We start from the raw sequence: 23746 nt of genomic DNA, 5'->3' as shown, positions 1-23746 counted from the left end.
AATTTCCGGTATAGTCGTGATTAATTTACAGCGTCTGGATCTCAATCTGTTGCGCAGCCTGGATGTGCTGCTTAGCGAAAACAACGTTACCCGGGCGGCGCAGCGGCTGAATCTGTCGCAGCCCTCGGTGAGTATTCAGCTCGCCAGGCTGCGGGAGATTTTCGTCGATCCGCTGCTGATACCGGGCCCGCGCGGCATGCAGCCCACCGCCCGCGCCGATGAGCTTCGTCAGCCGTTGCGCGCTGCGTTAGCCGCGCTGGAGCAGGCGGTGGCGCCGGTCAGCCCTTTTGATCCGGCCACGGCGGCGGAGACCTGGCGGGTGGCGGCGACGGACTATATGGCCTCGGCGATCCTCCTGCCGATGCTGGCTGGGTTACGCCAGGCCTCTCCCGGCAGTCGGCTGGCGGTGTTCGAACTGCAGCCGGCGCGGCTGGAGCAGCAGGCGGCCAGCGATACAGTAGATCTTTTCTTTCATACCCGCGAGGGCGCGCCGCCGGGGCTGCATCAGCGCCTGCTGTTTCGCGAACGCTACGTGCTGGCTGGCCGGGCGGAACATCCAGCGCTGCGGCCTGGGCTTAGCCTGGAAACGTTCTGTCAGCTGGAGCACGTGATCGTCTCCCCGGACGGGGGCGGCTTCAGCGCGGCGACCGATATCGCGCTGGCGAACCTCGGACTGATGCGGCGGGTTGTCCTTTCCGTGCCACATTTCCTGTTTATGCTGGAGACCCTGCGCAATAGCGATCTGGTGGCGGTCCTGCCGGAGCGGCTGGTGCGCGGGCAGAGCGGGCTGGTGGTCGTCGAGCCGCCGCTGGCGGTCGCCGGCTTTGAGATGCTGATGCTGTGGCACGAGCGCTGGCACCGCGACCCGGCGCATCAATGGCTGCGTCAGTTCATTGTGAATTCACTGGAGGAACAGACATGCTGAGTGGACTGAATCACCTGACCCTGGCAGTCAGCCAGCTGGCGCCGAGCGTGGCGTTTTATCAGCAGCTGCTGGGCATGACGCTGCATGCCCGCTGGGACAGCGGGGCTTATCTCTCCTGCGGCGATTTGTGGCTGTGCCTGTCGCTGGATCCGCAGCGGCGCGTTACTCCGCCGGAAGAGAGCGACTACACCCATTATGCGTTTAGTATTAGCGAAGCCGATTTTGCTAGCTTCGCCGCCCGCCTTGAGGCTGCCGGCGTGGCGATCTGGAAGCTGAACCGTAGCGAAGGTGCCTCGCACTATTTCCTCGATCCCGATGGCCATAAGCTGGAGCTGCACGTCGGCAGTCTCGCCCAGCGTCTGGCCGCCTGCCGCGAACAGCCGTATAAGGGGATGGTGTTTTTTGATGAGTGACAGGGGGCTCTCGGTGCTATGGCGTTGTGGAAGAAAATCTCCTGTGTTACCTTTCCTACGAGGCAGGATCTACTTGTGGCTGGCATATTTTGTATTGGTAGACGTCAGTGCATAATATGTTTTACGTGAAGCTCGCCAATGCCGCTGTGGCATCGTGAAAAATATAACCTTCGCCGTTGGTGGCGCAGACGAAAGGAACGTTCAGCAGACGTGTGTACTCATACCTCTACTACGTATTCTTTGCCGATTTCATGTTTATTGGTGTTGGCTTAAATAACCACCAGAGGAGTGCCTGCCTTGTGATACAGCACTATATCCCCCGGATTTTACCGGTCTCCGCTCCACTATCTTACCGCGCACGATGGCTTTGCCGTCCCGAAGTATGACCTCTTGGCAGGTTTTCGTCGTGTTGTTCCAGTCACCGGGTATTCTCGATAGAACCGGATGACTCTGATTCTACATAAAAAATAGCTAATACGAGCCGCTTTAGACGATGCAGATCAGAATATATGTTGATTTTGATGAACTATACATCTAACGACATTTAGCGTTATATTAGTGAAATAAGAATAGCTTACATTCTTTGCTGATATATATCTGTGTGTAATAATAAATAGTATGAATTTTATATTCGGAGGCTGGGTATGCCTTATGATTTATCGTCTCGATTGGTTATAGGTTTAGCATCAAGTGCGCTTTTTGATTTAGATGAATCAGATGAAATATTTCGAACGAAAGGTGAGGATGAGTACAGGAAATTTCAGCGTGAAAATCAAGATGTACCATTAGGGAAAGGCGTTGCATTCCCATTTATTAGGCGCCTGTTAACTTTGAATAAAATCAATAAAAGCAACCCTCCTGTTGAGGTTATTCTTTTATCGAGAAACGATCCCGATACAGGTTTGCGGGTTATGAATTCAATCGAAAGCCATAATTTAGGTATAACACGAGCTGTTTTCCTGCAAGGCCGTTCGCCCCATAAATATATACCAGCATTGGATATTGAGCTATTTCTTTCCGCAAATTCTCAAGATGTGAATCAGGCCGTTATGGCTGGGTATCCGGCAGGTCAGATTCTTAAGGGGAATATTAAGGATGATGTTCAGGATCATGAACTCAGAATTGCATTCGACTTTGATGGAGTTATCGCAGATGATTCTGCGGAAGCTGTATACCAAAAAAGCCATGTGCTTGCAGATTTTCATAATTATGAAGCTCAACATGTCAATGAGACTCATAATCCCGGACCATTGAAAGATTTTCTTCAACGTATATCTGATATTCAGAAGATGGAAGAGGAATTAGAGAGAGAAGATCCAGCGTATAGACGTATTCTTCGCATTTCAATTGTAACGGCGAGAAACGCGCCTTCACACAAGAGAATGATCAATACGATGAGAGCGTGGGGGATCAATGTTAATGAAGCATTCTTTATGGGCGGGGTAGAAAAGAACAAAATCCTTGAAATTATGCAGCCACATATGTTCTTTGATGATCAACGTCTCCATCTTGAACCTTCAGCATCTGTTTTACCTTCTGTGCATATACCATTTGGTGTGACGAATAAAAGATAATGGTGTAATTAAAATATAAGGCCCCGATATTTTGGGGCATATATGATATATTACTTGCTGCTTTTAGTTAAAATAATCACTCCATCGCCACCTTCACCGCTTCTCCCAGTTTCACCATCACCGCTTTATGTTTCTCGGTCGGCGGCAGGGCGCAGTTGATCCTGACGCAGTTGCGATACTTGCCCGCTGCCGAAAACAGCGAGCCCGGCGCGACCTGGATCTTCAACCGGCACAGCTGTTTGGCGACGCAGACCATATCCACCTGCTCCGGGAGCTCCACCCACAGCATAAAACCACCTTTTGGCCGGGTGACGCAGATCCCGCAGGGGAAAAATTCCCGCAGCCAGCAGGTGTAGATCTCGATATTGCGCTGATAGATCTGCCGCATCCGCCGCACGTGGCGGTGGTAGTGGCCTTCGCGAATAAAATTGCAGGCCGCCAGCTGAGTGGAGGGGACGTTGGTCCCGCTGGCGGCGTACTTCATCTGTAGCAGCTTGTCGTAGTAGCGCCCGGGGGCGATCCAGCCGATACGCAGCCCGGGGGCGATGGTTTTGGTAAAGGAGCTGCAGAGCATCACCCGGCCGTCGATATCCCAGGAGTGGATCGTGCGCGGGCGCGGGTATTCGGTGGCCAGCTCGCCGTAAATATCATCCTCGAAAATAACGATATCGTAGCGTTGGGCAAGGTTCAGCACCGCGCGCTTGCGAGCGTCCGGCATGATAAAGCCCAGCGGGTTATTGCAGTTTGGCACGAGGATCACCCCTTTGATCGGCCACTGATCCAGCGCCAGCTCCAGGGCCTCGATGCTGATCCCGGTTTCCGGATCGGTGGGGATCTCAATCGTCTTTAATCCCAGCCCGCGCAGCATCTGCATGGTGCCGTAATAGCAGGGGGATTCCACGGCGATGATGTCCCCTGGCTGGCACACCGACAGCAGGGCCAGCGACAGCGCGCTGTGGCAGCCGCTGGTGAGCACCAGATCGTCGGCAGTTACCACCGATCCGCCGTCGAGCATCAGGCGGGCGATCTGCTCCCGTAGCTCGCGACGCCCGGCCAGTTCGTCATAGTTCAACACCTCAGTGAGGTTGTGCTGGATAGCCCGGCTCAGTTCACGCCAGATGGGCTTCAGGCTTGGCTGCGTCACGTCCGGCGAGCCGCCGCCGAAGGGGATGATCGATTTATCGTAGCGGGCGTCAAGCATGGTCAGCACCTGATCCCACTGGGTTATCTCCACCGGGCGCTGGACCGGACGCGACATCGGCGGCACCGGCGGCTGGGCTTTGCGCGGGGCGACGAAATAGCCCGATCGCGGCTGCGGCACAATCATTTGCTGCTGCTCAAGCAGCTGATAGGCCTGCTGGACGGTGCTGATGCTGACGCCGTGCTCCTGGCTCAGGCTGCGCACCGACGGCAGCTTTTCGCCGTGGCGATACAGGCCCTGTTCGATGCGTTCGGCCAGCAGCGTAGCGAGATGTTGGTAGCGGGTCATGCTGTATCCTTAATTGCCGCCATACAGATGGAATAACCAGTACAGATTGGCGTAAAAATTGGGCTCTGGTGTACGTTTTAGCTAATCTGTATGTTAAAGAAAAGCGTTTTGTGAATCTGTATTCCTTACCCCCAAATCCGTGAAGATAAAGCCTCTGGCAAGGTGAGGAGGTAGAGGATGGAATTTCACGAGAACAGGGCAAGACAGCCATTTATCGGTTTCGTACTGCTGGTGCGGTTTATCAAAAAATGGTGGCTTCAGGAGCAAACGCGCAGAGCTTTGCAGCGAATGAGCGACGAACAGCTGAAAGATATCGGCCTGCGTCGGGACCAGAACAATTAAAACGTGCGGTTTTTTACAGGCAAACCTTCTTCATTATCCCGGTGAGCGCAAAGTGCCGCCGGGATACATTCACGAAATTTATCAATTGATGCGGCACGAGCTTCCGTTTCTTGATACTTACCCTGATAAGTATTATTTTCTTCTCAATAATGAGAGGAAGACCCGTGACTGAAGACGAACTGTTTGCCCGCCGCCCGCTGGGGATGCGGATGGCTATGGTGGTGCGCCAGTGGCGCGCCATTATTGACTCCGCTATCACCGATACCGGACTCACCCAGTCCAGCTGGACGGTGCTGATGCAACTGCATCAGCTGGGAGACAACGTCTCGGTCAGCGAACTGGCGGAGGTGCAGGGCATTGAACTGCCGCCGCTAATGCGCACCCTCTCATTACTGGAAAAGCAGGGCTATCTGGTGCGTTCCACATCGCCATATGACAAACGCATTCGCCTGCTGACGCTGACCGCTGAGGGGCGGGCTATTCTGGAAAAACTGAGCTGCGTGATCGAGACCTATCAGGAGCGCGTAACCCAGACCATCCCGGAGGCCGATCTCGCCACCTTCAGCGCCACGTTAAATCAAATCGCCTGCCGTTTGCGGAATATCCGCGAAGAAGATAACAAGATCTAACACACTATGATGACGCCTGAACAAAAATTTGCCCGCTGGGTACGGGTGAGTATTGCCGCTTTTCTGGGAATATTCGCCTGGTTTATCGTTGCCGATATCTGGATCCCGCTGACGCCGGACTCCACCGTCATGCGCGTGGTGACCCCGGTTTCGTCGCGGGTCTCCGGCTATGTCTCGCACGTCTACGTGCACAACAACAGCCAGGTGAAAAAGGGCGACCTGCTGTATGAGCTCGACCCAACGCCATTCATTAATAAAGTTGAAGCGGCGCAGATCGCCCTCGAGCAGGCGAAACTGAGCAACCAGCAGCTGGACGCGCAAATCGCCGCCGCCCGCGCCAACCTGCGCACCGCGCAGTACACCGCGCGTAACGATAAGGTCACCCTCGATCGCTACCAGCGCTTGAGTACGATGCAGAACGTCTCGCAGTCCGACCTCGATAAGGTGCGGACCACCTGGCAGACCAGCGAGCAGTCGGTCTCGGCGCTGAACGCGCAGATCCAGAACCTGCTGATCCAGCGCGGCGAGCGCGACGATAAGCGCAACGTCACCCTGCAGAAATACCGCAACGCGCTGGAGGAGGCGCAGCTGAACCTGGCCTGGACCAAAGTGCGTGCGGAAACTGACGGCATGGTCAGCAACCTGCAGCTGAACCCGGGGATCTACGCCACCGCGGCGACGGCTGTGCTGGCGCTGGTTAACAACAACACTGACATCGTCGCCGACTTCCGCGAAAAAAGCCTGCGCCACACCGCGGTGAATACCGATGCGGCGGTGGTCTTTGACGCCCTGCCGGGTCAAGTCTTCCCGGCGCACGTGACCAGCAGCGACGCCGGGATTCTGGCGGGACAGGAGGCGGTGAACGGCCAGCTGTCGCAGCCCGAGCAGTCCACCCGCTGGGTGCGCGACGCCCAGCGGATGCGCATTCACGTCGCGCTGGATCAGCCGCTGGACAAACCGCTGCCGACCGGCGCCCGCGCCACGGTGCAGCTGTACAATAGCGAGGGACCTTTCGCCCGCACCTTCGCCGGCCTGCAGATCCACCTGGTGAGCTGGTTGCACTATGTCTATTAATACCCTGGCGCATGTCTTTACCCCGCACGGCAATATCGTCTACACGGCGAATGATTTTCGCCAGACGGTGCGTATCGCCGTGGCCGGGACCATTGCGCTCAGCATCTCCACCTTCTACGACGTACAGTACGGCGTATTTTTCGTCGTTTATCCGCTGATGCTGATGTCGCTGGTACCGATGTTCAACCTGCACGTCGCCCGCCAGTTTATATTTAGCGCGGCGGTAAACTGTGTCGAAATGGTGCTAATTGTCGGCTATTTGTCGCAGTGGCCGGTGATCATGACCCTGGTGGTGTTTGCCCTGTACGTGATGCGTTTCCGCTTTATGAGCCAGGGACCGCTGTTCCTGTTGGGATCGATGGGGGTGGTGTGCCAGAGCACGATGCTCAACTTTATGAGCTATCCCACCAGCAACTGGCACACCCTGATGTTCTCCAATATGGAAGCCTGCGTGATGGCCGTGGCGCTGAGCGCGCTGCTGCATTACCTGATCCCGGACGTCGAACCGCGCAAGCCGCCGCCGCGGATTGAGAAAGACGCCGCCCGCATCCGTCATGAGTCGCTGCTCTCCGGTACGGTAGCGACGATCATCTTTGTGGTGTTTCAGATCTGCGATCTCAGCGACTCGCTGTCGGCGCTGATGGCCGGGATCCTGATCCTGTTCCCGATGCACTATCGCGGGGCGGTGATCAGCTCGATCTGGCGCGTCGTCGGGGTGGTGCTGGCCTGTCTCTATATACTGGTGGTGCAGCTGATTATCTATGATTTCAGCAACCACATGATCCTGATGATGCCGCTGATTGGTCTCGGGCTGGCCTTCAGCGCCCGCCTCCACGTGATGGAGAAAGTGGGCGCCGGGGTGGGCTTCGCCAGCATCACTACCATCGGCATTATGTTCGGCCAGAATTTGCATCCGTATCAGGATCTGGTGTTCAGCGATCTGTACCGCATCACCTCGGTGACGGTCTCGCTGGTGGTGACGCTGACCCTGGTTTTTCTCATGCACCGCCTGCTGAACTGTTTCGCGGCGACGCGTTTTGTGGTGAGCGATTAACCTGCAGGTGGGAAGGTGGCGAGACAGCGCCATGCTTCCCCGTTCTGCTGATACAGCGCCGCCGTCTGTTCCGGGACGATCCAGCCTCGCGCATCGGCTTCCGTCCCCTCCAGCAGGATGCACAGCCCGCAGCCGCTGCGCAGCTGGCGGGGTATATCTTTGACCTCGAAGGCCACTCCCGCCGCCTGCAGGGCTTTGCGCATCCGCACCACCCCCACCGTGGAGTGAAATAAAAACAGAAACGTTGTCATCCGCGCCTCCGCTGGCGCTGGCCGATCAGCGCCGCGCCGATCGCCCCGGCAAACTGGGCGTCGGGATGGGTTGTCACCGCCATGCCGACATGGCTTTCCAGCATCCGGGCAAAGGCGGCGCAGTGGCTGACGCCGCCGGTAAACAGCAGCGGCCCCTGCGCCGATAAGCGGCCGATAAAGTTCGCGCTGCGCCGGGCCATGGCGTTAATCACCCCCGCCAGAATCGCCTCCGGCGCGACACCGGCCGACCGCAGGCTAATGACCTCCGATTCAGCAAACACCGTGCACATACTGGTAATGGCGTGCGGTTTCACGCCGTCGGTAATGGCGTCCAGTTGTTCGACGCTGGCGCCGAGGGTGCGTGAAATGACTTCCAGAAAGCGGCCGGTGCCGGCGGCGCATTTGTCATTCATCAGGAAGTCGCTGAGGTTGCCCCCGGCGTCCAGCTGGATGACTTTGCTGTCCTGGCCGCCGATATCAATCACCGTGCGGGTGTCCGGCGCCAGCAGGCGGGCGCCGAGGCCGTGACAAGAGATCTCCGTCACCTGCTTATCGGCAAAATCCACCAGCTGGCGGCCATAGCCGGTGAGGGTTAAAAAAGGCGTCTCCGTGAGGCCAGCGCGCAGTGTCTCCCAGGCCTCGTGGATGGCGTCGGCGGGGCGAAAGGGAGTGGGGCAGAGGAAGCGGCGCACGATGACGCCGTCCGCCAGCAGGATGCCTTTTGTGGCGGTGGAGCCGGAATCAATGCCAACCGTATAGTTCACGCCAGCTCCTTAAAGCATTTCGATAAAGGCGGCGACGCGGGTGCTGAGCTGGCCGAGGTCCGCTGTCGAATAGTCGGTTTCAATCGCCATGTAAGGAAGATCGTGCTGTTGGCGCAGATGGCGTTTAATCGCCAGCGATTCCACGGCATAGGTATGGCAGGCCTGCAAAATGACGTCGATCACCCCGTCGGCCTGATACTCCTCCACCATCTGGCTCAGCAGCTGCAGACGCTGGTCGTTGGGGGAGATACAGGAGCAGCCGATGGCGAGATATTTATCGGTTAAGGCGTCGTAGACGTCACCCTCTTCCGCCACGCAGCGCTCGGTCGCTTTCGCGCCGGTGCAGTTCTCATAGCCGACCACCCAGCCGCCGTTTTCCTCGATGGCGCGGACCACTTTTTCCGCCGCGCCGCCGATCGGGCAGCCGGTGATCAGGATCCGCGGACGAGGTTCCAGCCGTTTACCCTGCTGCCACTCCTGATGGATGCGCTCCGCCATGGCATGCAGTTCATCAATCAGGGCGGTTTTGTCGAAACGAAAAGTGGCGCCGTACACCACTTTCAGGATGTCGCCGCCGCTGAGCGCCGGCGGATTGAGCTGCCCGAGACGATAAAAGTGGGCCAGCGCCCGGCGCTCGCGATTTTTCAACACGATGGCTTCGCGCAGCGCCGCCTCGCTAATCGGCGTGCCAAACCGGGCCTCAATCACCTGCTGCAGACGCAGGATCTCCGTTTTCCACAGTGCGCGCGAGGCGGCATCGCTGGCGCTGTTCGGCAACTGCATGACGTGGACCGCCTTGAACTCGGCCATGTACTCATACATTTTCTTTTTGCCGTCGCAGGTGGTTTCCCCAACCACCAGGTCAGAGAAATAGAAGTAGGGACATTTATCGGTTTTGCCGAAGCCGTAGCTGCTTTTGATAAGCGGGCAGAGGTTGCGCGGGAGATCTTTTTCCGCTTCCTCGATGGTTTCATCGGAGGTTGAGCACAGCGAGACGACAACGGCGCCCGCCGCCATGGCGATCTCCTGGGGCATAAAGGTGCAGTAAGTGCCCACCAGCGGTACGTTCTGCTCTTTAAGATCCATGACGGTGAGAAAGCCCTTCTGGCGAGCTTCTGAGAACTGGTCAAAAATGGCGGGTAGATCGGTGATAAGCGACATGGTTTTCCTTCCCCGTACACGGGAGATGCTGAAAGAGTCGCCATTATAGCCATGGTGTATGCAGGGTTTTATTGATCTCCTGCGTCTGTACGCGGTGTTAATAGACCTTTTTCAAATCCATCTCTTCCTGGATACGCTCGCTCCATGCCTGATGGGTGCGGATGGCCTCTTCGATACCGGCGTTGTAAAACAGCGGCCCCAGCTCTTTGGCGATAAAGTCGACGAAAAATTCGGCGTCAAACTGCTCCAGTTCGAGGTCGAAGGTCTCTGCGCAGTACTTGCTGAGCCTGTCGCGCAGCAGGTCGCGCTGCGCCTGGCTGAGTTCAATGTCATTCATGATGGGGCTTTCTCCGTAAAAGGGCTCACGACTGCCGGGCTTCGATCACCGCTTGTCCGCGCTGGTGGCGTAACAGTCCGGCCAGGCAGCAGGCGGCGACAATCCCGGCGGCCACCGCCAACAGGTGGAAGGGGAGTCTGCCGCCATGGAACCACAGCCAGCGCGCGCCTTCAATTGATAACGCGCTGACGCTGAGGATCACGATATTCAGCGAGGCGGAGACCGTGCCTTTCGGCAGGTCGTTGGAAAAGAGGGTAAAGCGAAACAGCGTCGGGAAAATCAGCCCGATGCCGAAGGCGTAGAAGCAGGTGCCGAGCACCGACCACAGCCAGACGTGGGGCCATACCAGATTGCCAACGATCAGGATGGCCAGGCCGAGCATCTGTACCGGCACCGCGCTGAGGACAAAGCGCGGGCGGGTAGGGTCTTTTACCCAGCGCGCCACCGACAGGTTGGCGATGATAACGGCGCTGAAGACCGGCACCTGGCTCCAGGCGAACTCGCTGGTGGTCAGTCCGCCGGCGTCCATTAAAATCACTGGCGATACCGCCACCCAGCTCATCAGCGGAATATAGCTCAGCGACAGCGTGGCGGCGCCGAGTAAAAAGATGCGGTTGCGAAAGACGTTGCGAAAATCGCGCAGCACGCCCAGGGGGCTGAACGGCACATCGCCGTGGCGCACCGTCTCCGGCATGGTCAACAGCAGGCCGAGCCAGGCTACCAGCCCCATGGCGGCGATAATGCCGAACAGGGCTTTCCAGTGGATGAAATGCATCAGCGCCGCGCCGGAGAGCGGGCCGACGATCGGCGCCACCAGCACGACGGAGGTGATCACCGCCATCAGCCTGATCGACCTTTTTTCCTCAAAGGCCTCCTGTACGGTGACGTAGCCGACGGTGGCGATAAAGCAGATGCTGGTGCCCTGCACGAAGCGGGCAATCAGGAACTGCGTCATGGAGGTGGTGAACAGGGTCGCCAGGCATGCGAGGGTGAAAATCAGCGCGCCGGTGAGCAGCACCGGACGCCGTCCTATCCGGTCAGAGAGCGGCCCCAGCAGCCACTGTAGCGCCATGCCGCCGGCCATATACAGGCTCACCGAGGCCGGAGCCAGCGCCACATCAGCATTGAAATCCCGCACCACGTGCAGGATCCCCGGCTGGATCAGATCGGTAGTGAGATAAGCGGAAAAATCATACAGAATTAACGCCGCCGGGAAGAACAGCGCGGCGGCGTGTCGGCTCAGCCAGTGGGAAATCCTGTGCATCATCTCGCCCTCCCTGTGGAATATTTATCAGCGCTATTGTTCGGATAGTATCATTGCTAACCAATATGCAGATGCAGCAGCGAGGGGATCTGCGAGAGCAGCCACAACAACAGGCCGATGGTTCCCCCCACCAGGGTACCGTTGATGCGGATGAACTGCAGATCTTTACCGATATTGAGCTCGATCTGCCGCGACATATCGCGGGCGTCCCAGCTCTTCACTGTGTCGCTGATATGGCGGGTGAGGAAGGCGGCGAACTCCGGCGCCACCCGGTGCGCCGCCTGCTCCAGGTGTTCGTTAAGCGATTCGCGCAGCGCGTCGTCGCGGAGTAAGGTTTCACCGAACCACTGCCCCGCCTCGGCGATACGCTGCTTAATACGTGAGTCGTCGCTGCTGATATCGTTTTTTACCCAGCCGCGCAGGTCGCCCCATACTTCGCCAAGATAGTGGTTAAAGGTCTCATCATTTTTTAGCCAGGCTTTGATGTTATCGGCCTTCTGCGCCATATCCGGGTCGGATTTCAGGTTATCGATAAGCTTTTGCACGGCGCGGTCAAAAGTCTGACGGATCTGATGCGTACGGTCGTGAGTCACCTCGTCCAGCAGGGTATTCACCGCGTCGGTGACCATCTCAGCGCTGTGCTCGCCGAGCCACTCGGTGGGTAGGAGTTTGGCCTTCAGCGGGTGTTCGGTCTCCAGCCAGTGTACGATGCCGCGGGCGATAAAGGCGCGGGAGCTGTCGCGCTGCAGCAGGGCGATCAGTTGGTTTATCAACGAATCGAGCAGCTTTTGATGGCGATTGTCGCGGGTCAGTCCCTCCAGCATCATGGCGCTGGTCTGCGTCAGGTCGACCTTATCGATAGCCTTATGCACCGCGCGTCGCAGCAGACGTTGAATGCGCGCGTCATCGGTCAGTTCGAGAAAACCGCTCATCACCTGCAGCAGGTGCTGGCCGACCCGTCGGGCGTTCTCCGGCTGGCTGAACCAGTTGCCGAGCATCAGGGCTGGCTGATAGCGGCGGATCAGCGCGACCAGCGACGGGGTATCAAGGAACTTTTCCTCGACAAAGCGGCCGAGGTTGTCGGCGATGCGGTCTTTATTGCGCGGAATAATCGCCGTATGGCGGGCGACAAAGGGCAGCGGAATACGGCGAAACAGAGCCACGACCGCAAACCAGTCGGCCAGCGCCCCGACCATCGCCGCTTCGGAAATAGCTTTTAGCGCACCGACCCAGGGCGACGGTGGTAGCGCGAGGGTAGTGATAAAAATGGCGGCTGCAATCAGCAGCAGCGACAGCGCCAGCAGTTTGGCGCGTTTCAGTTCAGCGAGTTTTTCCATATGCTTAAGCATATAGCCTGACGGCGAGGTCGTGCAAAAATCGCCAGATAATCCACAGGCCGAAGAGCATCAGGATCGCCCCCGCCGCCCGCTCGACCCGCCAGACGATGGCGCCCAGGCGGCGCTGTATCTGCGGCAGCGCAATCGCGCTCACCAGCAGTAAATCCCAGAAGAACACCACGCTGACCATCCACAGCCCGCTCACCGTTTGCTGAAGCAGGGTCACAGCCGGCCCGAGCAGGGAAGTCATCAGCGCCAGATAAAACAGGGCGTTTTTGGGGTTGAGCAGCGATGACCCCAGCCCCAGCAGCAGCTGCCTGCCGAACCCCGGACGCGCTGCGCGAACGCTCTCCACCGCCAGCGTTGCGGGACGGCTGCGTATCAGCAGGCTGCCAATCCACAATAAATAGCCCGCGCCCAGCAGCTCGATGAGCAAAAAAAGCAGCGGCGCCTGGCGCAGAAGCCCCCAGCCGACGATGGCGAGCACAATATACAGCGCATTGCCTGCGGCGATGCCGAGACACAATCCGATGCTGCCGCGGATCCGGTAGCGCACGGCGTAGCCGATCAGCAGAAAAAAATCAGGGCCCGGACTGAGCAGAGCGACAAAGTGGGACAGGGCTAACGCCGGGAAGACGGCGGGAAAGAGCGTCGATAAGGTATGCATAGTGGCCTCGATAATGGTGCAGAGGCCACCCTACGCCAGGTGGCGTATTACTTATTGTCAGATATTGATCTGCTTTGCGCATACTGCCGCGGCGTGGCGGCGGTATAGCTGACAAAGGTTTTATGGAAATGGCTCTGATCGGCAAAGCCGGCCTGATAGCCGACGTCGGCGATAGGATCCCCGGCGCGTAAGCGCGTTTTCGCATATTCGATGCGCGCCATGTTGATCAAACTGGCAGGCGTCAGGCCGGTATCTTGTTTCACGGCGCGGATAACGGTCTCTTTACGAAGCGCGCTGTCGTGGGCCAGCTTATCCAGCGACGGCGACGCCGGCAGATCCATCGCCAGGCACTGAAACAGCAGGGCGCTGGCGTGATGTGGCGCCTGCGGCGCGGCGGCGCACAGCGGCAGCGCGTGCAGGAGTTGCGCCAGCCGGGCGGGCAGTTGTTCAAGGCTCCCGCGGCTCATCAGGGCGACAACCTGCTGGAAACTGGCAAAGAGAGGGCTGTCGCGCAGCAGCAGCTGCGGCGAGGTGATACTGGCGCCAGGGGGAATATCCGGGCGCTGCGCGTGGCACCATGTCGCGTCCAGGTAAAGCATGTGATAGCTGCGCGGCCTGCCATGCAGCGGATTACAGCTATGCGGCGCGTGCGGCGGGATCACGATCAGATCCCCGGGTTGCAGCAGGTACTCCTGGCCAGCGCACAGGCAGCGCGTTTCCCCCTCGATAATCGCCCCTACGGAAAGCTGGGGGTGGCTGTGGCGCTTATAGGCCTGGCGGCTGCGCCAGGTGCTGCGCAGCTCCAGCCACGGCAGACGATCGTCTCGCCAGAAGGTTTGGGGAATATCTCGGGTATGGTTCACTGCTTTGGCCTTTGCTGCGGGGATAAGCCGTTTATAGCATGCTGCGCCGAGGCTGTCGCCCGCCTGGATTTGCGTACCGCGTCGAAAAAGGATGTCACGCTTGCAGTCCGGGGAAATATGTTTTCGTAGCGGAATGTAAAATCCCGGTTTCCGGGGTGCCAGAGACATTCTTGGAAGGTAGAGTCCCTGCAGGATAAGCAGGCAGGGATGAGCCGATGGCAAAGGGCACCACCTCGACGCCGCATGATGCGGTGTTTAAACAGTTCCTCACTCAGGCCGACACCGCGCGCGATTTTCTGGCGATCCATCTACCGCCTGCGCTGCGTCAGCGCTGCGACCTCGATACCTTACAGCTGGAGTCGGCAAGCTTTATCGAGGAGAGCCTGCGGGCCTGGTACTCCGATGTGCTGTGGTCACTCAAAACCGCGTCTGGCGACGGCTACATTTATGTGGTTATCGAACATCAGAGCTCGCCGGATGCGCAGATGGCCTTTCGCCTGATGCGCTACGCCATCGCCGCGATGCAGCGCCATCTTGATGGCGGTCATACAAAACTGCCGCTGGTGGTGCCGATGCTGTTCTATCACGGAGCGACCACGCCATACCCGTGGTCACTCAACTGGCTGGACTGTTTTGCCGATCCACAGCTGGCGAGTGAGCTTTATATCTCGCCCTTTCCGCTGGTGGATGTCACGGTGATCCCCGACGATGAGATCGTTCGCCACCGGCGCGTGGCATTACTCGAGCTGATACAGAAGCATATTCGCCAGCGCGATTTAATGGGCATTGTTGAGCAACTGACGACGATTTTACTTAGCGGGGACGCTAATGACAGACAGCTAAAAACGCTGTTTAATTATCTGCTGCAGACTGGTAACGCGCGCCGCTTTGGCCGGTTTATCCACGAAGTGGCGCAACGGGTTCCTCAGCACAGGGAGAGATTGATGACCATCGCCGAAAGATTACAGGAAGTAGGCCGTAGAAAAGGCAAACGGGAAGGGCGGCTTGAAGGATGGCAAGAAGGCAGAAAAGAAGGCCGGCAGGAAGGACAGCATGCCGAGGCGCTGCGCATTGCCCAGAGGATGCTGGCCGACGGTATTGCCCGCGAGACGGTGGTGAAAATCACTGGCCTGGCCGCCGACGAGATCGCCGCGCTGGCGCATTAATAACGCCGGGGCGGCCTGACGGTCGCCCCGGTTAGCCTCGTTATGGAATATTCCGGATATACCTAACTTTACCCGCATCGCCAGCCATCTCGACTACCCTTAATATCCTTAACGGCATTTTTGACTGCCTTAGTAGCGATAACAAGGAGACATGCGATATGGCCTATCAGACGGTGAATCCTGCGAACAATCAGCTTATTAAAACGTACCCGGCGCACAGCGATGCGGACGTGGAGGCGGCGCTGCAGCAGGCGGATGCGCTCTACCATTCTGCCTGGGCAAAAGGCGATATTGAACCGCGGCTGGCGGTACTGCATAAGCTGGCGGATCTGATCGATAGCCGGGCGGAGGAGCTGGCAAAAATCGCTAGCCAGGAGATGGGGAAACTCATTAAGCAGAGCCGCGGCGAAGTGAAACTTTGCGCGCAGATCGCCCGCTATTACGCCGATAACGCCAAATCGTTCCTGGCGCCGGTGAAGTATCCCTCCGAACTGGGTGAAGCCTGGGTTGAGCACCATCCCATTGGCGTCTTACTGGCGGTGGAGCCGTGGAACTTCCCCTATTACCAGCTGATGCGCGTCCTTGCGCCAAACCTGGCGGCCGGTAACCCGGTTATCGCCAAACACGCCAGCATTGTGCCGCACTGCGCGGAGACCTTTGCCCATCTGGTGCGTGAGGCCGGCGCTCCGGAGGGGGCGTGGACCAACCTGTTTATCTCCCAGGATCAGGTGGCGAAGATTATCGCCGACGATCGCGTGCAGGGCGCGGCGCTAACGGGGTCGGAGAAAGCCGGCAGCGTGGTGGCGGCGTAGGCGGCGAAGCATATTAAGAAATCAACGCTGGAACTGGGCGGCAATGATGTGTTTGTCGTGCTGGACGATGCCGACCTGGAGCGCGCGGTGAAAATCGGCGTCCAGGCGCGGCTGAACAACGCCGGCCAGGTGTGTACCGCTGCCAAGCGCTTTATCCTGCACGAAAATATCGCGGATGCGTTCCTGACAAAATTTAGCGAGGCGTTTCGCCAGGTGAAAATCGGCGATCCGCTGGATGAAAGCACCACGCTGGGGCCGCTCTCTTCCAAAGATGCGCTGGATACCCTAAGCAAACAGGTGGACGAGGCGGTGAAAAATGGCGCTAAGCTGCATCTGGGCGGCAAAGCGGTGGCTCGAGAAGGCAATTTCTTTGAACCCACCATTTTGACCGGTATCACCCGTGATAATCCGGCGTACTTCGAAGAGTTCTTTGGCCCGGTGGCGCAGATCTACGTGGTGAAAAACGATGAGGAGGCAATCCAGCTGGCCAATGATTCCCACTATGGTCTGGGCGGCGCGGTGTTCAGTCAGGATATCGAACGCGCCAAACGGATGGCCTCCGCCATTGAAACCGGAATGGTTTATATCAACTGGCTCACCGATACCGCGCCGGAGCTGCCGTTTGGCGGCGTGAAGCGTTCCGGTTACGGACGGGAGCTCTCCGATCTCGGCATCAAAGAGTTTGTGAACCAGAAGCTGGTGGTGGTGCGCCGCTAAGCCTATGACCCGGCCATAAAAAAACCTGCCATTCGGCAGGTTTTTTTATGGCTAATGCTCAGCGCACCTTAACTTTATCGCGGGGCGTTGACCATAATCAGAAGGTGACCCCGCCGCCCACATAGGCGCCATCAATCAGGGTGTGGTTCGGGCGACCCTCTTTACCGTCAACGCTCACATGGCGGTAACCCACTTTCAACGTCACTGGACCAATCGGAGACCAGCTCACGCCGCCGTTCGCTTCAACATAGTTTTTCACGCTGTTGTTCAGACCATCCGGCGCGACATACCCTTCGCCAAACACATGGATGCTGTCGGTCAGGGCCACGTTCACTCCGCCGCCGACCGGAAACGCGACGCCGTTATCGCCTTTTTTCGGCCCGAGGTAGATGGCTTTCGCGCCGGCGTTGAGCATCACCGGGCCCACTTCCAGGTTGTAACCCGCGCCCACGCCGCCGGTCTGGCTACCATCATCGGTATTCTTCAGCCAGTGGCTTTCGGCGTACAGGCCAGAAGAGGATTTACCCATTTCCATATTCAGATTAGTGAAGTTTTTACCCTGTTCAACGGTAAACCCCACCGCCATGGCGGAACCAGAGACAGCGGTCAGGCCTGCAAGAATAAGGATGTTAAGCTTTCTCATGGTTTACTCCTCGTCAATAAAGTTGTCTGAGGGCACCTTAACAAGCGATGTTTACCTCTGCAAATGTGACTTGCGTCGATTTTTTATGCTGGTTTTGTCAGGAAGGTGTTTTGAAAATGTTGTAATGACGTTGGGTTACGGCGAGGTCAATCATCAAATTTAGCCTGTTTAGCCGTGGTTTAATTGGTGGGCTAAACAGAAACTGAACAGAGCAGTCATTAATTATTAAGGGGCCTATTCATTCAGTTTCTTATAATTTCCAAAAATGTTTCTACTGTTACTTATTAAAACGTTGCTTTACATTTTTCGACGCGCTGCCGACGTTTGGTCCCTGTTTTTGACGAGGTCTCAGAGGGAAGGGGGCCTGCGCCTTAGGGCGCAGGCGGGCAGGTTAGCGTCGTAACCCGGCAAACGCCGCGCGAATTTCCTCTTCCGGCAACTGAATGCCGATAAACACCAGCGTGCTGTGCGGCGTTTCATCGCCCCACGGGCGATCCCAGTCGGCGCTGTAGAGGCGCTGCACGCCCTGGAACAGCAGGCGATTTGGCTCGCCGTCGATCCACAGCATGCCTTTATAACGCATCAATTGCTCGGCGAAGGAGAGCAGCAGATTTTCCATTACCCGTGAAACTTCACTGATATCCACCGGATAGTCGAGCTCGACCACAATCGACGAGACGTCATTCTGTTTTTCTGCCACAAAATGAAAGCGCGGTGTGGCGCTGACAACCTTCTCTTCCAGCATAAAACCGCTGGTGTTAAACAACTGGCTTAAATCGATATCGCCGTGAATGACGGTATAAATCGGCGCCCGCGCGTTAATGCGCGCCAGCCGTTCACGCAGCTTTTCGGTGTCGCCGGCGACGTCGGTTTTGGTTAACAGGATCCGGTCCGCGTAGCCGACCTGCGACTGGGCGATGGTGAACTGATCCATCTGCTGGTCGGCATGGACGGCGTCAACCAGGGCGATCACGCCGTCCAGCAGATAGCGCTCGCAGAGCACCTGATGGGAGAAAAAGGTCTGGATAATCGGCCCCGGGTCGGCCATGCCGGTGCATTCAATCACCAGCCGGTCAAACTCGATTTCGCCGCGATCGCGACTGTCGAGGAGATCGAGCAGGGCGTCTTCCAGTTCGTTGGAGCGTGTACAGCAGATACAGCCGTTGGTCAGGGTTTTAATCTGCGTGGCGCGGTCGCCGATGAGCTGATCGTCGACGGAGACTTCGCCGAATTCGTTTTCAATCACGGCGATTTTGAAACCGTGCTGCTCATTGAGGATATGGCGCAGGAGGGTGGTTTTTCCTGCGCCGAGAAAACCGGTGAGTAGGGTGACTGCAATCGGTGCCATTATTGCCTCCATTAACAGCAGCGTACGCCGCCTTTGCCGTCGCCGCCGTAGCGGGCCTGCTGGCGTTCGCGGAAAAATTCTTCATAAGTCATGTACGGCTGATCCGGATGGTTGGTTTGCATATGCGTGACGTAGTTGTCGTAATCCGGAATGCCAATCAGCATTTTTGCCGCCTGACCGAGATATTTTTTTGCCTGACCTAAGTTACCAAACATTATAAGTTCCAGATAACGAATAAAGCCGGATGGCGGCTAGCGCCATATCCGGCCTACGTTAATGCGCTTTTGGTAGGCCGGATACGCGTAGCGCTATCCGGCATCAGGGTTAATGATGTGACGAGGTCTTCACGCCGCCTTCCGGTACCGGCACATACGGAGTCTCTTTGTCGGTACGCACCTTATTGTTGCGGACATTGAGCCAGGTTTTGATGCCGTAGAAGATGATGCTATACACCACCACCAGGAACAGAATACTCAGGCCGGCGTTGGTGTAGTTGTTGACCACGATATGGTTCATGTTGGCGATCTGCTGCGCGGTCAGCTCGCCGCCGGCGGCAATCTTCTCTTTATACTGCTGAGCCATAAAGAAGAAGCCTTCCATCTGCGGGTTGCTGCTGAACAGCTTCAGGCCCAGCGCCCAGGTGGTGCACAGCAGCAGCCATGCCGCCGGGATAACGGTGACCCAGATATATTTGGTGCGCTGCATCTTGACCAGCACCACGGTGCCAAGCACCAGCGCCACGGCGGCCAGCATCTGGTTAGAGATCCCGAACAGCGGCCACAGGCTCTTCACGCCGCCCAGCGGGTCGACCACGCCCTGATACAGCAGGTAGCCCCACAGCCCGACGCAGCCGGCGGTACCGATAATCCCGGCGACCAGCGAGTCGGTTTTTTTCAGGAACGGCACGAAGTTACCCAACAGATCCTGCAGCATAAAGCGGCCTGCGCGGGTACCCGCATCCAGCGCGGTGAGGATAAACAGCGCTTCAAACAGGATACCGAAGTGGTACCAGAAGCCCATATCCGCCATCGGGATGATTTTATGGAATACGTGGGCGATACCGACGGCCAGCGTCGGCGCGCCGCCAGCGCGGTTCAGTACCGAAGGTTCGCCGATATCTTTCGCCGTCTGCAGGATCTGCTCAGGTGAAATCACAAAGCCCCAGGAGCTGACGGTCGCCGCCGCGTGGACGGTCACTTCTTTCAACTGCGCTGCGATCATCGCCGCGTTTTCACCGCCCATTTCATGCAGGTTCGGCATGACGATGCCCATGCCCGCCGGCGGGGTGTTCATCGCGAAGTAGAGACCCGGTTCGATAATCGAGGCCGCAACCAGCGCCATGACTGCAACAAAGGATTCCATCAGCATCGCGCCGTAGCCGATAAAGCGGGCATCGGTTTCGTTGGCCAGCAGCTTCGGCGTAGTACCGGAGGCGATCAGCGCGTGGAAGCCGGAGACCGCGCCGCAGGCGATGGTGATAAACAGGAACGGGAACAGGGCGCCTTTCCACAGCGGACCGGTACCATCAATGTACTGGGTCACTGCCGGCATTTTCAGGTCCGGGTTGAGGATAACAATCCCCAGCGCCAGGCCGACGATCACGCCGATTTTCAGGAAGGTGGCCAGATAATCGCGCGGTGCCAGAATCAGCCATACCGGCAGCAGGGCGGAAATAAACGCGTAGCCAATCAGGGTAAAGGTGATAGTGGTATCTTTAAAGGTCAACGCCGGGCCCCAGTACGGGTCGTGGGCAATCACGCCGCCGAACCAGATAGAGGCCACCAGCAGCACGATACCGATAACCGACACTTCACCGACGCGGCCTGGGCGCAGGAAGCGCATGTAGATCCCCATAAACAGGGCGATAGGCACCGTCGAGCAGACGGTAAACACGCCCCACGGACTTTCCGCCAGCGCTTTCACCACGATGAGCGCCAGCACCGCGAGGATGATGATCATAATCAGGAAGCAGCCGAACAGGGCGATAGAGCCCGGAACCGGCCCCATCTCCTGTTTAATCATCTCACCCAGCGAGGCGCCGTTACGCCGCGAGGAGATAAACAGCACCATGAAGTCCTGTACCGCGCCCGCCAGCACCACGCCGGCCAGCAGCCACAGGGTACCCGGCAGATAACCCATTTGCGCGGCCAGTACCGGGCCAACCAGCGGGCCGGCGCCGGCGATCGCGGCAAAGTGGTGGCCAAACAGCACGTAGCGGTTGGTTGGCACATAGTTCAGGCCATCGTTATTAATGACCGCCGGCGTGGAGCGCGTCGGGTCAAGCTTCATCACCTTCTGCGCGATATACAGGCTGTAATAACGGTAGGCGACGAGGTACACAGAAACCGATGCGACGACGATCCACAGGGCACTGACGTGCTCACCGCGGCGCAGGGCGACGACTGAGAGGCAAAATGCCCCGATGATTCCGAGAATCACCCAGGGTATGTGCTTGAATAGTTTTTTGGTATCCATAGTAAAACCTGGCGTTAATTAGATGAATAATTGGCCGAAGCCGTCTGGTTTTAAGTAAGGGTTGATGGAGGTATTGATTAGCTAGGCTGCCTCCGATCTTGCCAGAACAGCGCGCGCGTAAAGTTGGGTAAATGGGTGAGTGGTTGTATAGGGGGTTAAGCGGTTACTTGCGGGGGTAAGCGGTTAGATATGAGTACGAGAGCGCGTAAATGTGTGATTAAGATCACAATATTATTCTGCGCATCTCAAAGATATGCTTTCAAACTGAGGATAACGGTTTTTATCACCCGCAGATCACTATCTTTATTTCAAGTAGAGGTATTTTGATATTATGCTGACTTTGCCATGTCGTATGGATAGCGTTTAACAAAGGGAATTCGAGTTATGAAATTTGTAAAGATAATGATCATCGCCAGTGCTTTTTACTTAACATATGCTCATGCAAGAGAGATACATCAGGCTGTTGATGAGCCGGCAGCCCCTTATAATTTGCGCTGGGGGATGAGTTACGATGAGGCCAGAAACACGCCTTTATATTCTCTGGAGGTATCAGATATCAATTATGCCGGAAAAGACCCGGATCTGATTATCTCAACGCTGACTCCCCAGGAAGTGGGGGCGTTGAAATATCAGGAGATGAAGCTTTATTTCGATAAGAATAAAGGGCTGAAAAGTGTTTTTGTTAGCGCTGATGTTGATTCCAGTCAGCAGGCCTATAAAGTTGATGATGGCCGGGAAGCACTCGCCTTATATAATGAGGAAGTTAAGGTTCTTGATCGAGAATATGGGCCAGCGACAATCAAAGAAGAGTTCATTGCAGAAAAAGGGAAATTCTATCAAAGTCTTTCCGCCTGCATTGCAAAACAGCAGGAGTGGTATAATAAAAGATTAGATCTGAATAAAATAACAAATTGTTCAACCTGGCAACGTACTTATAAAAAAGGTCGGGTAACCGTTTTGCTATACATCGAACCGAGACAAGTTTCCAAACATTATATTTATAAATAAATTAAAGGACTTAACGGTGAGAATGTATAAGATTTTTTTTAGAATTATTGCCATGGTCATTATGGTTATGATCCTTTCTGATTGTCGTCAGTCGTATTATATTGCCAGAAATACGGGGCGCAATATAATGACCTTATCCGACCATCAGCGCGCTAAATCGGCGTTAAACGCTAACGATTTAAATGCAGCTCAGGGCTACCTGACGGGAGAAAAATACAATAATCGCTACAGGCCTGTTAGCGGTGAGGAATCCTGGGGAAGTTTACAATATCGGGCGGCGAAAATCGTCGCCAACGCCGCGGCGAACGGTCAAAAAGTGCGTGATGATGCGCTCTATCTCGCTTATATCTCTTTGTTTGAAGCAGAAGAGGGAGTGCCCGAACATCCCGATATTATGTTGGGTTACATGCATAAAGCCATGGCGCTACTGTTAGCGAATCCGCAATTACTCGATAAAATCGATTCTAAAAATGTCAGTACTTTACCCAGCCAGTTTACCCTTGAACGCTATGCTGTATGGCAATATTTATACGATGGCGGCGAGATTGACTGGACCAAAAAAGCGCCTGAAGGTGAAGGTTATACAATTGCTGGTGAAAGCTATCAGACCTGGAATATCAAGTTAAAAAAAGCTATCTGGAATCGGGGAGACGCTTTTTTAACAAATATAGGTAAACAACAATTTATTCATGACGCTATAGATTATTCGCAATTCCCGGTTATTGCCTGTACCGCCAGGCGAAAAGGCTGGCACTTAACATTACCTGCTGACTACCGGGAACAAAATTTCCGCGGCGGTGGACGTTTTGATTGGGCTTCATGTCGCGCTGTTGAATAAGGTTGGCGGGTGAGATGACGCATATTAAGCGCCAGGTTTACGTATCGGGCGATAAGTAAACCTGGGCGCGGATTTTAGACTGCCACTTCCATTTCCATCATCACCGGGTGGAAACGGCGTTTAAAGTAAATCAGGCCGTGCCCTTGCGGGCTCAGGGTAATATTCCTGATCTCCACCAGATACACCAGGTGGGTACCAATGGTTTGCACCTGGCTAATCTCGCCTTCGAGGCTGGCCAGCGAACCCTTCAGCACCGGCTGCCCGAGCGCGCCCTGCTGCCAGCCGCTGAGGGCAAACCGCTCTTCCATCGTCACCCCGGTCATCCCGGCGAAATGACGGGCCATGATTTCCTGCTCGTGGTTCAGCACGTTGATGCACAACTTGCCGTTGCCCTGAAACACCGGGTTCATCGCGCTGTTGGCGTTGATACAAACCATTACCGATGGCGGCGTATCCGTCACCGAGCATACCGCCGTGGCGGTAATGCCGCAGCGGCCGGCTTCGCCTGCGGTGGTGACAACGTTAACCGCCGCCGACAGGCTGGCCATGGCATCGCGAAAACGCAGGCGCTGTTCATCTAATTGCATTATGACCT

24 protein-coding genes and 2 pseudogenes are annotated in these 23746 nt (G+C 56.6%); 11 read left to right on the top strand and 15 right to left on the bottom strand.

What is annotated here, in order from left to right; translation table 11 throughout:
* Positions 1–16: 16 nt before the first annotated feature.
* Both IB144_RS22865 and fosA read left to right on the top strand, forming a co-directional pair.
* Complete coding sequence (locus IB144_RS22865; protein WP_065888548.1) at positions 17–925, top strand: LysR family transcriptional regulator; 909 nt, start codon at positions 17–19, stop codon at positions 923–925.
* Positions 919–1338: a FosA5 family fosfomycin resistance glutathione transferase gene (fosA, locus tag IB144_RS22860; protein ID WP_016946163.1), complete on the top strand. Its 420-nt coding sequence runs from the start codon at positions 919–921 to the stop codon at positions 1336–1338. The genes IB144_RS22865 and fosA overlap by 7 nt, the downstream gene beginning before the upstream one ends.
* Positions 1339–1469: 131 nt before the next feature.
* Here the strand turns inward: fosA and IB144_RS22855 are convergent.
* A pseudogene (locus tag IB144_RS22855) lies at positions 1470–1755 on the bottom strand (DEAD/DEAH box helicase); the annotation flags it as partial.
* 227 nt (positions 1756–1982) lie between these two features.
* On the opposite strand from IB144_RS22855, the gene IB144_RS22850 reads away from it, so the two are divergent.
* Positions 1983–2912: a 5'-nucleotidase gene (locus tag IB144_RS22850; RefSeq protein ID WP_023343058.1), complete on the top strand. Its 930-nt coding sequence runs from the start codon at positions 1983–1985 to the stop codon at positions 2910–2912.
* Positions 2913–2988: 76 nt separating this feature from the next.
* Here the strand turns inward: IB144_RS22850 and IB144_RS22845 are convergent, their stop codons facing one another.
* Complete coding sequence (locus tag IB144_RS22845) at positions 2989–4401, bottom strand: PLP-dependent aminotransferase family protein (protein ID WP_002887384.1); 1413 nt, start codon at positions 4399–4401, stop codon at positions 2989–2991.
* Positions 4402–4578: 177 nt separating this feature from the next.
* On the opposite strand from IB144_RS22845, the gene IB144_RS22840 reads away from it, so the two are divergent.
* The 4 genes from IB144_RS22840 to IB144_RS22825 all read left to right on the top strand — a co-directional run bounded on the left by IB144_RS22840 (position 4579) and on the right by IB144_RS22825 (position 7500).
* Positions 4579–4743, top strand: coding sequence for a DUF1127 domain-containing protein (locus IB144_RS22840; protein WP_065888549.1), 165 nt, complete (start codon positions 4579–4581; stop codon positions 4741–4743).
* Between the two features lie 164 nt (positions 4744–4907).
* A complete protein-coding gene (locus IB144_RS22835; RefSeq protein WP_004177547.1) occupies positions 4908–5372 on the top strand; it encodes a MarR family transcriptional regulator in 465 nt (154 codons plus the stop codon).
* A 6-nt stretch (positions 5373–5378) separates the two neighbouring features.
* Entirely contained in the window at positions 5379–6446 is a 1068-nt protein-coding gene (locus tag IB144_RS22830) for an HlyD family secretion protein (RefSeq protein ID WP_002887394.1), read from the top strand.
* Entirely contained in the window at positions 6436–7500 is a 1065-nt protein-coding gene (locus IB144_RS22825; protein ID WP_002887411.1) for a DUF2955 domain-containing protein, read from the top strand. Before IB144_RS22830 ends, IB144_RS22825 begins: the two co-directional genes overlap by 11 nt.
* Here the strand turns inward: IB144_RS22825 and IB144_RS22820 are convergent.
* From IB144_RS22820 to IB144_RS22785, 8 genes are all read right to left on the bottom strand, one after another.
* Complete coding sequence (locus tag IB144_RS22820) at positions 7497–7751, bottom strand: DUF3343 domain-containing protein (protein ID WP_004177546.1); 255 nt, start codon at positions 7749–7751, stop codon at positions 7497–7499. The genes IB144_RS22825 and IB144_RS22820 overlap by 4 nt on opposite strands.
* Positions 7748–8515: a putative 2-hydroxyacyl-CoA dehydratase activator YjiL gene (gene yjiL, locus IB144_RS22815; RefSeq protein ID WP_065888550.1), complete on the bottom strand. Its 768-nt coding sequence runs from the start codon at positions 8513–8515 to the stop codon at positions 7748–7750. Before yjiL ends, IB144_RS22820 begins: the two co-directional genes overlap by 4 nt.
* Positions 8516–8524: 9 nt before the next feature.
* Positions 8525–9676: a double-cubane-cluster-containing anaerobic reductase gene (locus tag IB144_RS22810; RefSeq protein ID WP_002887414.1), complete on the bottom strand. Its 1152-nt coding sequence runs from the start codon at positions 9674–9676 to the stop codon at positions 8525–8527.
* Between the two features lie 97 nt (positions 9677–9773).
* On the bottom strand, positions 9774–10013 hold the full coding sequence (locus IB144_RS22805) for a DUF2164 domain-containing protein (RefSeq protein WP_002887416.1): 240 nt from the start codon (positions 10011–10013) through the stop codon (positions 9774–9776).
* Between the two features lie 25 nt (positions 10014–10038).
* Positions 10039–11280, bottom strand: coding sequence for a multidrug efflux MFS transporter MdtM (gene mdtM, locus IB144_RS22800; protein WP_023284613.1), 1242 nt, complete (start codon positions 11278–11280; stop codon positions 10039–10041).
* Between the two features lie 53 nt (positions 11281–11333).
* On the bottom strand, positions 11334–12626 hold the full coding sequence (locus tag IB144_RS22795; RefSeq protein WP_004146918.1) for a DUF445 domain-containing protein: 1293 nt from the start codon (positions 12624–12626) through the stop codon (positions 11334–11336).
* Complete coding sequence (locus IB144_RS22790) at positions 12619–13281, bottom strand: LysE family translocator (RefSeq protein WP_065888551.1); 663 nt, start codon at positions 13279–13281, stop codon at positions 12619–12621. The genes IB144_RS22795 and IB144_RS22790 overlap by 8 nt, the downstream gene beginning before the upstream one ends.
* Positions 13282–13328: 47 nt before the next feature.
* Positions 13329–14144: an AraC family transcriptional regulator gene (locus tag IB144_RS22785; protein ID WP_065888552.1), complete on the bottom strand. Its 816-nt coding sequence runs from the start codon at positions 14142–14144 to the stop codon at positions 13329–13331.
* A 215-nt stretch (positions 14145–14359) separates the two neighbouring features.
* On the opposite strand from IB144_RS22785, the gene IB144_RS22780 reads away from it, so the two are divergent.
* Both IB144_RS22780 and IB144_RS22775 read left to right on the top strand, forming a co-directional pair.
* Positions 14360–15310: an Rpn family recombination-promoting nuclease/putative transposase gene (locus IB144_RS22780; RefSeq protein ID WP_065888553.1), complete on the top strand. Its 951-nt coding sequence runs from the start codon at positions 14360–14362 to the stop codon at positions 15308–15310.
* A gap of 158 nt (positions 15311–15468) precedes the next feature.
* Positions 15469–16839: pseudogene (locus IB144_RS22775) on the top strand (NAD-dependent succinate-semialdehyde dehydrogenase).
* A 97-nt stretch (positions 16840–16936) separates the two neighbouring features.
* Here IB144_RS22775 and IB144_RS22770 read toward each other — a convergent pair.
* The 4 genes from IB144_RS22770 to IB144_RS22755 all read right to left on the bottom strand — a co-directional run bounded on the left by IB144_RS22770 (position 16937) and on the right by IB144_RS22755 (position 21305).
* Complete coding sequence (locus IB144_RS22770) at positions 16937–17482, bottom strand: YfaZ family outer membrane protein (protein ID WP_065888554.1); 546 nt, start codon at positions 17480–17482, stop codon at positions 16937–16939.
* A 391-nt stretch (positions 17483–17873) separates the two neighbouring features.
* Positions 17874–18830 carry a GTPase gene (yjiA, locus tag IB144_RS22765; protein ID WP_002887442.1) on the bottom strand — a complete coding sequence of 319 codons (957 nt, stop codon included), beginning with the start codon at positions 18828–18830 and terminating at the stop codon, positions 17874–17876.
* Positions 18831–18841: 11 nt separating this feature from the next.
* The gene (locus IB144_RS22760; RefSeq protein ID WP_002887451.1) at positions 18842–19045 is read right to left on the bottom strand and encodes a YbdD/YjiX family protein; all 204 of its coding nucleotides are present in this window, start codon (positions 19043–19045) and stop codon (positions 18842–18844) included.
* Between the two features lie 109 nt (positions 19046–19154).
* Positions 19155–21305: a carbon starvation CstA family protein gene (locus IB144_RS22755; RefSeq protein ID WP_065888555.1), complete on the bottom strand. Its 2151-nt coding sequence runs from the start codon at positions 21303–21305 to the stop codon at positions 19155–19157.
* A gap of 384 nt (positions 21306–21689) precedes the next feature.
* Between IB144_RS22755 and IB144_RS22750 the strand changes: the two genes are divergently transcribed.
* Positions 21690–22313, top strand: a complete 624-nt coding sequence (locus tag IB144_RS22750; RefSeq protein WP_009485366.1) for a hypothetical protein — start codon at positions 21690–21692, stop codon at positions 22311–22313.
* A gap of 127 nt (positions 22314–22440) precedes the next feature.
* On the top strand, positions 22441–23151 hold the full coding sequence (locus IB144_RS22745; protein ID WP_002887465.1) for an ascBF operon repressor: 711 nt from the start codon (positions 22441–22443) through the stop codon (positions 23149–23151).
* A gap of 74 nt (positions 23152–23225) precedes the next feature.
* On the opposite strand, the gene IB144_RS22740 is transcribed toward IB144_RS22745, so the two are convergent.
* A complete protein-coding gene (locus IB144_RS22740) occupies positions 23226–23738 on the bottom strand; it encodes a 4-hydroxyphenylacetate 3-monooxygenase reductase subunit (protein WP_002887467.1) in 513 nt (170 codons plus the stop codon).
* Between the last annotated feature and the right edge of the window lie 8 nt (positions 23739–23746).

The sequence above is a fragment of the Klebsiella sp. K4 genome, assembly GCF_014596785.2.
In the GTDB taxonomy this organism is placed as follows: domain Bacteria; phylum Pseudomonadota; class Gammaproteobacteria; order Enterobacterales; family Enterobacteriaceae; genus Klebsiella; species Klebsiella pneumoniae.
Note: the sequence above shows the minus strand (reverse complement) of the source record. Positions and strands in the feature narration are given on the sequence as shown.

Excerpts from the sequence above, each read along its gene's own strand:
- fosA (WP_016946163.1), top strand. The coding sequence starts at position 919 with ATGCTGAGTGGACTGAATCACCTGACCCTGGCAGTCAGCCAGCTGGCG.
- IB144_RS22745 (WP_002887465.1), top strand. The coding sequence starts at position 22,441 with ATGACCTTATCCGACCATCAGCGCGCTAAATCGGCGTTAAACGCTAAC.
- IB144_RS22845 (WP_002887384.1), bottom strand. The coding sequence starts at position 4,401 with ATGACCCGCTACCAACATCTCGCTACGCTGCTGGCCGAACGCATCGAA.
- IB144_RS22820 (WP_004177546.1), bottom strand. The coding sequence starts at position 7,751 with ATGACAACGTTTCTGTTTTTATTTCACTCCACGGTGGGGGTGGTGCGG.
- IB144_RS22840 (WP_065888549.1), top strand. The coding sequence starts at position 4,579 with ATGGAATTTCACGAGAACAGGGCAAGACAGCCATTTATCGGTTTCGTA.
- IB144_RS22755 (WP_065888555.1), bottom strand. The coding sequence starts at position 21,305 with ATGGATACCAAAAAACTATTCAAGCACATACCCTGGGTGATTCTCGGA.
- IB144_RS22780 (WP_065888553.1), top strand. The coding sequence starts at position 14,360 with ATGGCAAAGGGCACCACCTCGACGCCGCATGATGCGGTGTTTAAACAG.
- mdtM (WP_023284613.1), bottom strand. The coding sequence starts at position 11,280 with ATGATGCACAGGATTTCCCACTGGCTGAGCCGACACGCCGCCGCGCTG.
- IB144_RS22810 (WP_002887414.1), bottom strand. The coding sequence starts at position 9,676 with ATGTCGCTTATCACCGATCTACCCGCCATTTTTGACCAGTTCTCAGAA.
- IB144_RS22770 (WP_065888554.1), bottom strand. The coding sequence starts at position 17,482 with ATGAGAAAGCTTAACATCCTTATTCTTGCAGGCCTGACCGCTGTCTCT.
- IB144_RS22805 (WP_002887416.1), bottom strand. The coding sequence starts at position 10,013 with ATGAATGACATTGAACTCAGCCAGGCGCAGCGCGACCTGCTGCGCGAC.
- IB144_RS22850 (WP_023343058.1), top strand. The coding sequence starts at position 1,983 with ATGCCTTATGATTTATCGTCTCGATTGGTTATAGGTTTAGCATCAAGT.
- IB144_RS22740 (WP_002887467.1), bottom strand. The coding sequence starts at position 23,738 with ATGCAATTAGATGAACAGCGCCTGCGTTTTCGCGATGCCATGGCCAGC.
- yjiA (WP_002887442.1), bottom strand. The coding sequence starts at position 18,830 with ATGGCACCGATTGCAGTCACCCTACTCACCGGTTTTCTCGGCGCAGGA.
- IB144_RS22760 (WP_002887451.1), bottom strand. The coding sequence starts at position 19,045 with ATGTTTGGTAACTTAGGTCAGGCAAAAAAATATCTCGGTCAGGCGGCA.
- IB144_RS22825 (WP_002887411.1), top strand. The coding sequence starts at position 6,436 with ATGTCTATTAATACCCTGGCGCATGTCTTTACCCCGCACGGCAATATC.
- IB144_RS22830 (WP_002887394.1), top strand. The coding sequence starts at position 5,379 with ATGATGACGCCTGAACAAAAATTTGCCCGCTGGGTACGGGTGAGTATT.
- IB144_RS22750 (WP_009485366.1), top strand. The coding sequence starts at position 21,690 with ATGAAATTTGTAAAGATAATGATCATCGCCAGTGCTTTTTACTTAACA.
- IB144_RS22795 (WP_004146918.1), bottom strand. The coding sequence starts at position 12,626 with ATGCTTAAGCATATGGAAAAACTCGCTGAACTGAAACGCGCCAAACTG.
- IB144_RS22790 (WP_065888551.1), bottom strand. The coding sequence starts at position 13,281 with ATGCATACCTTATCGACGCTCTTTCCCGCCGTCTTCCCGGCGTTAGCC.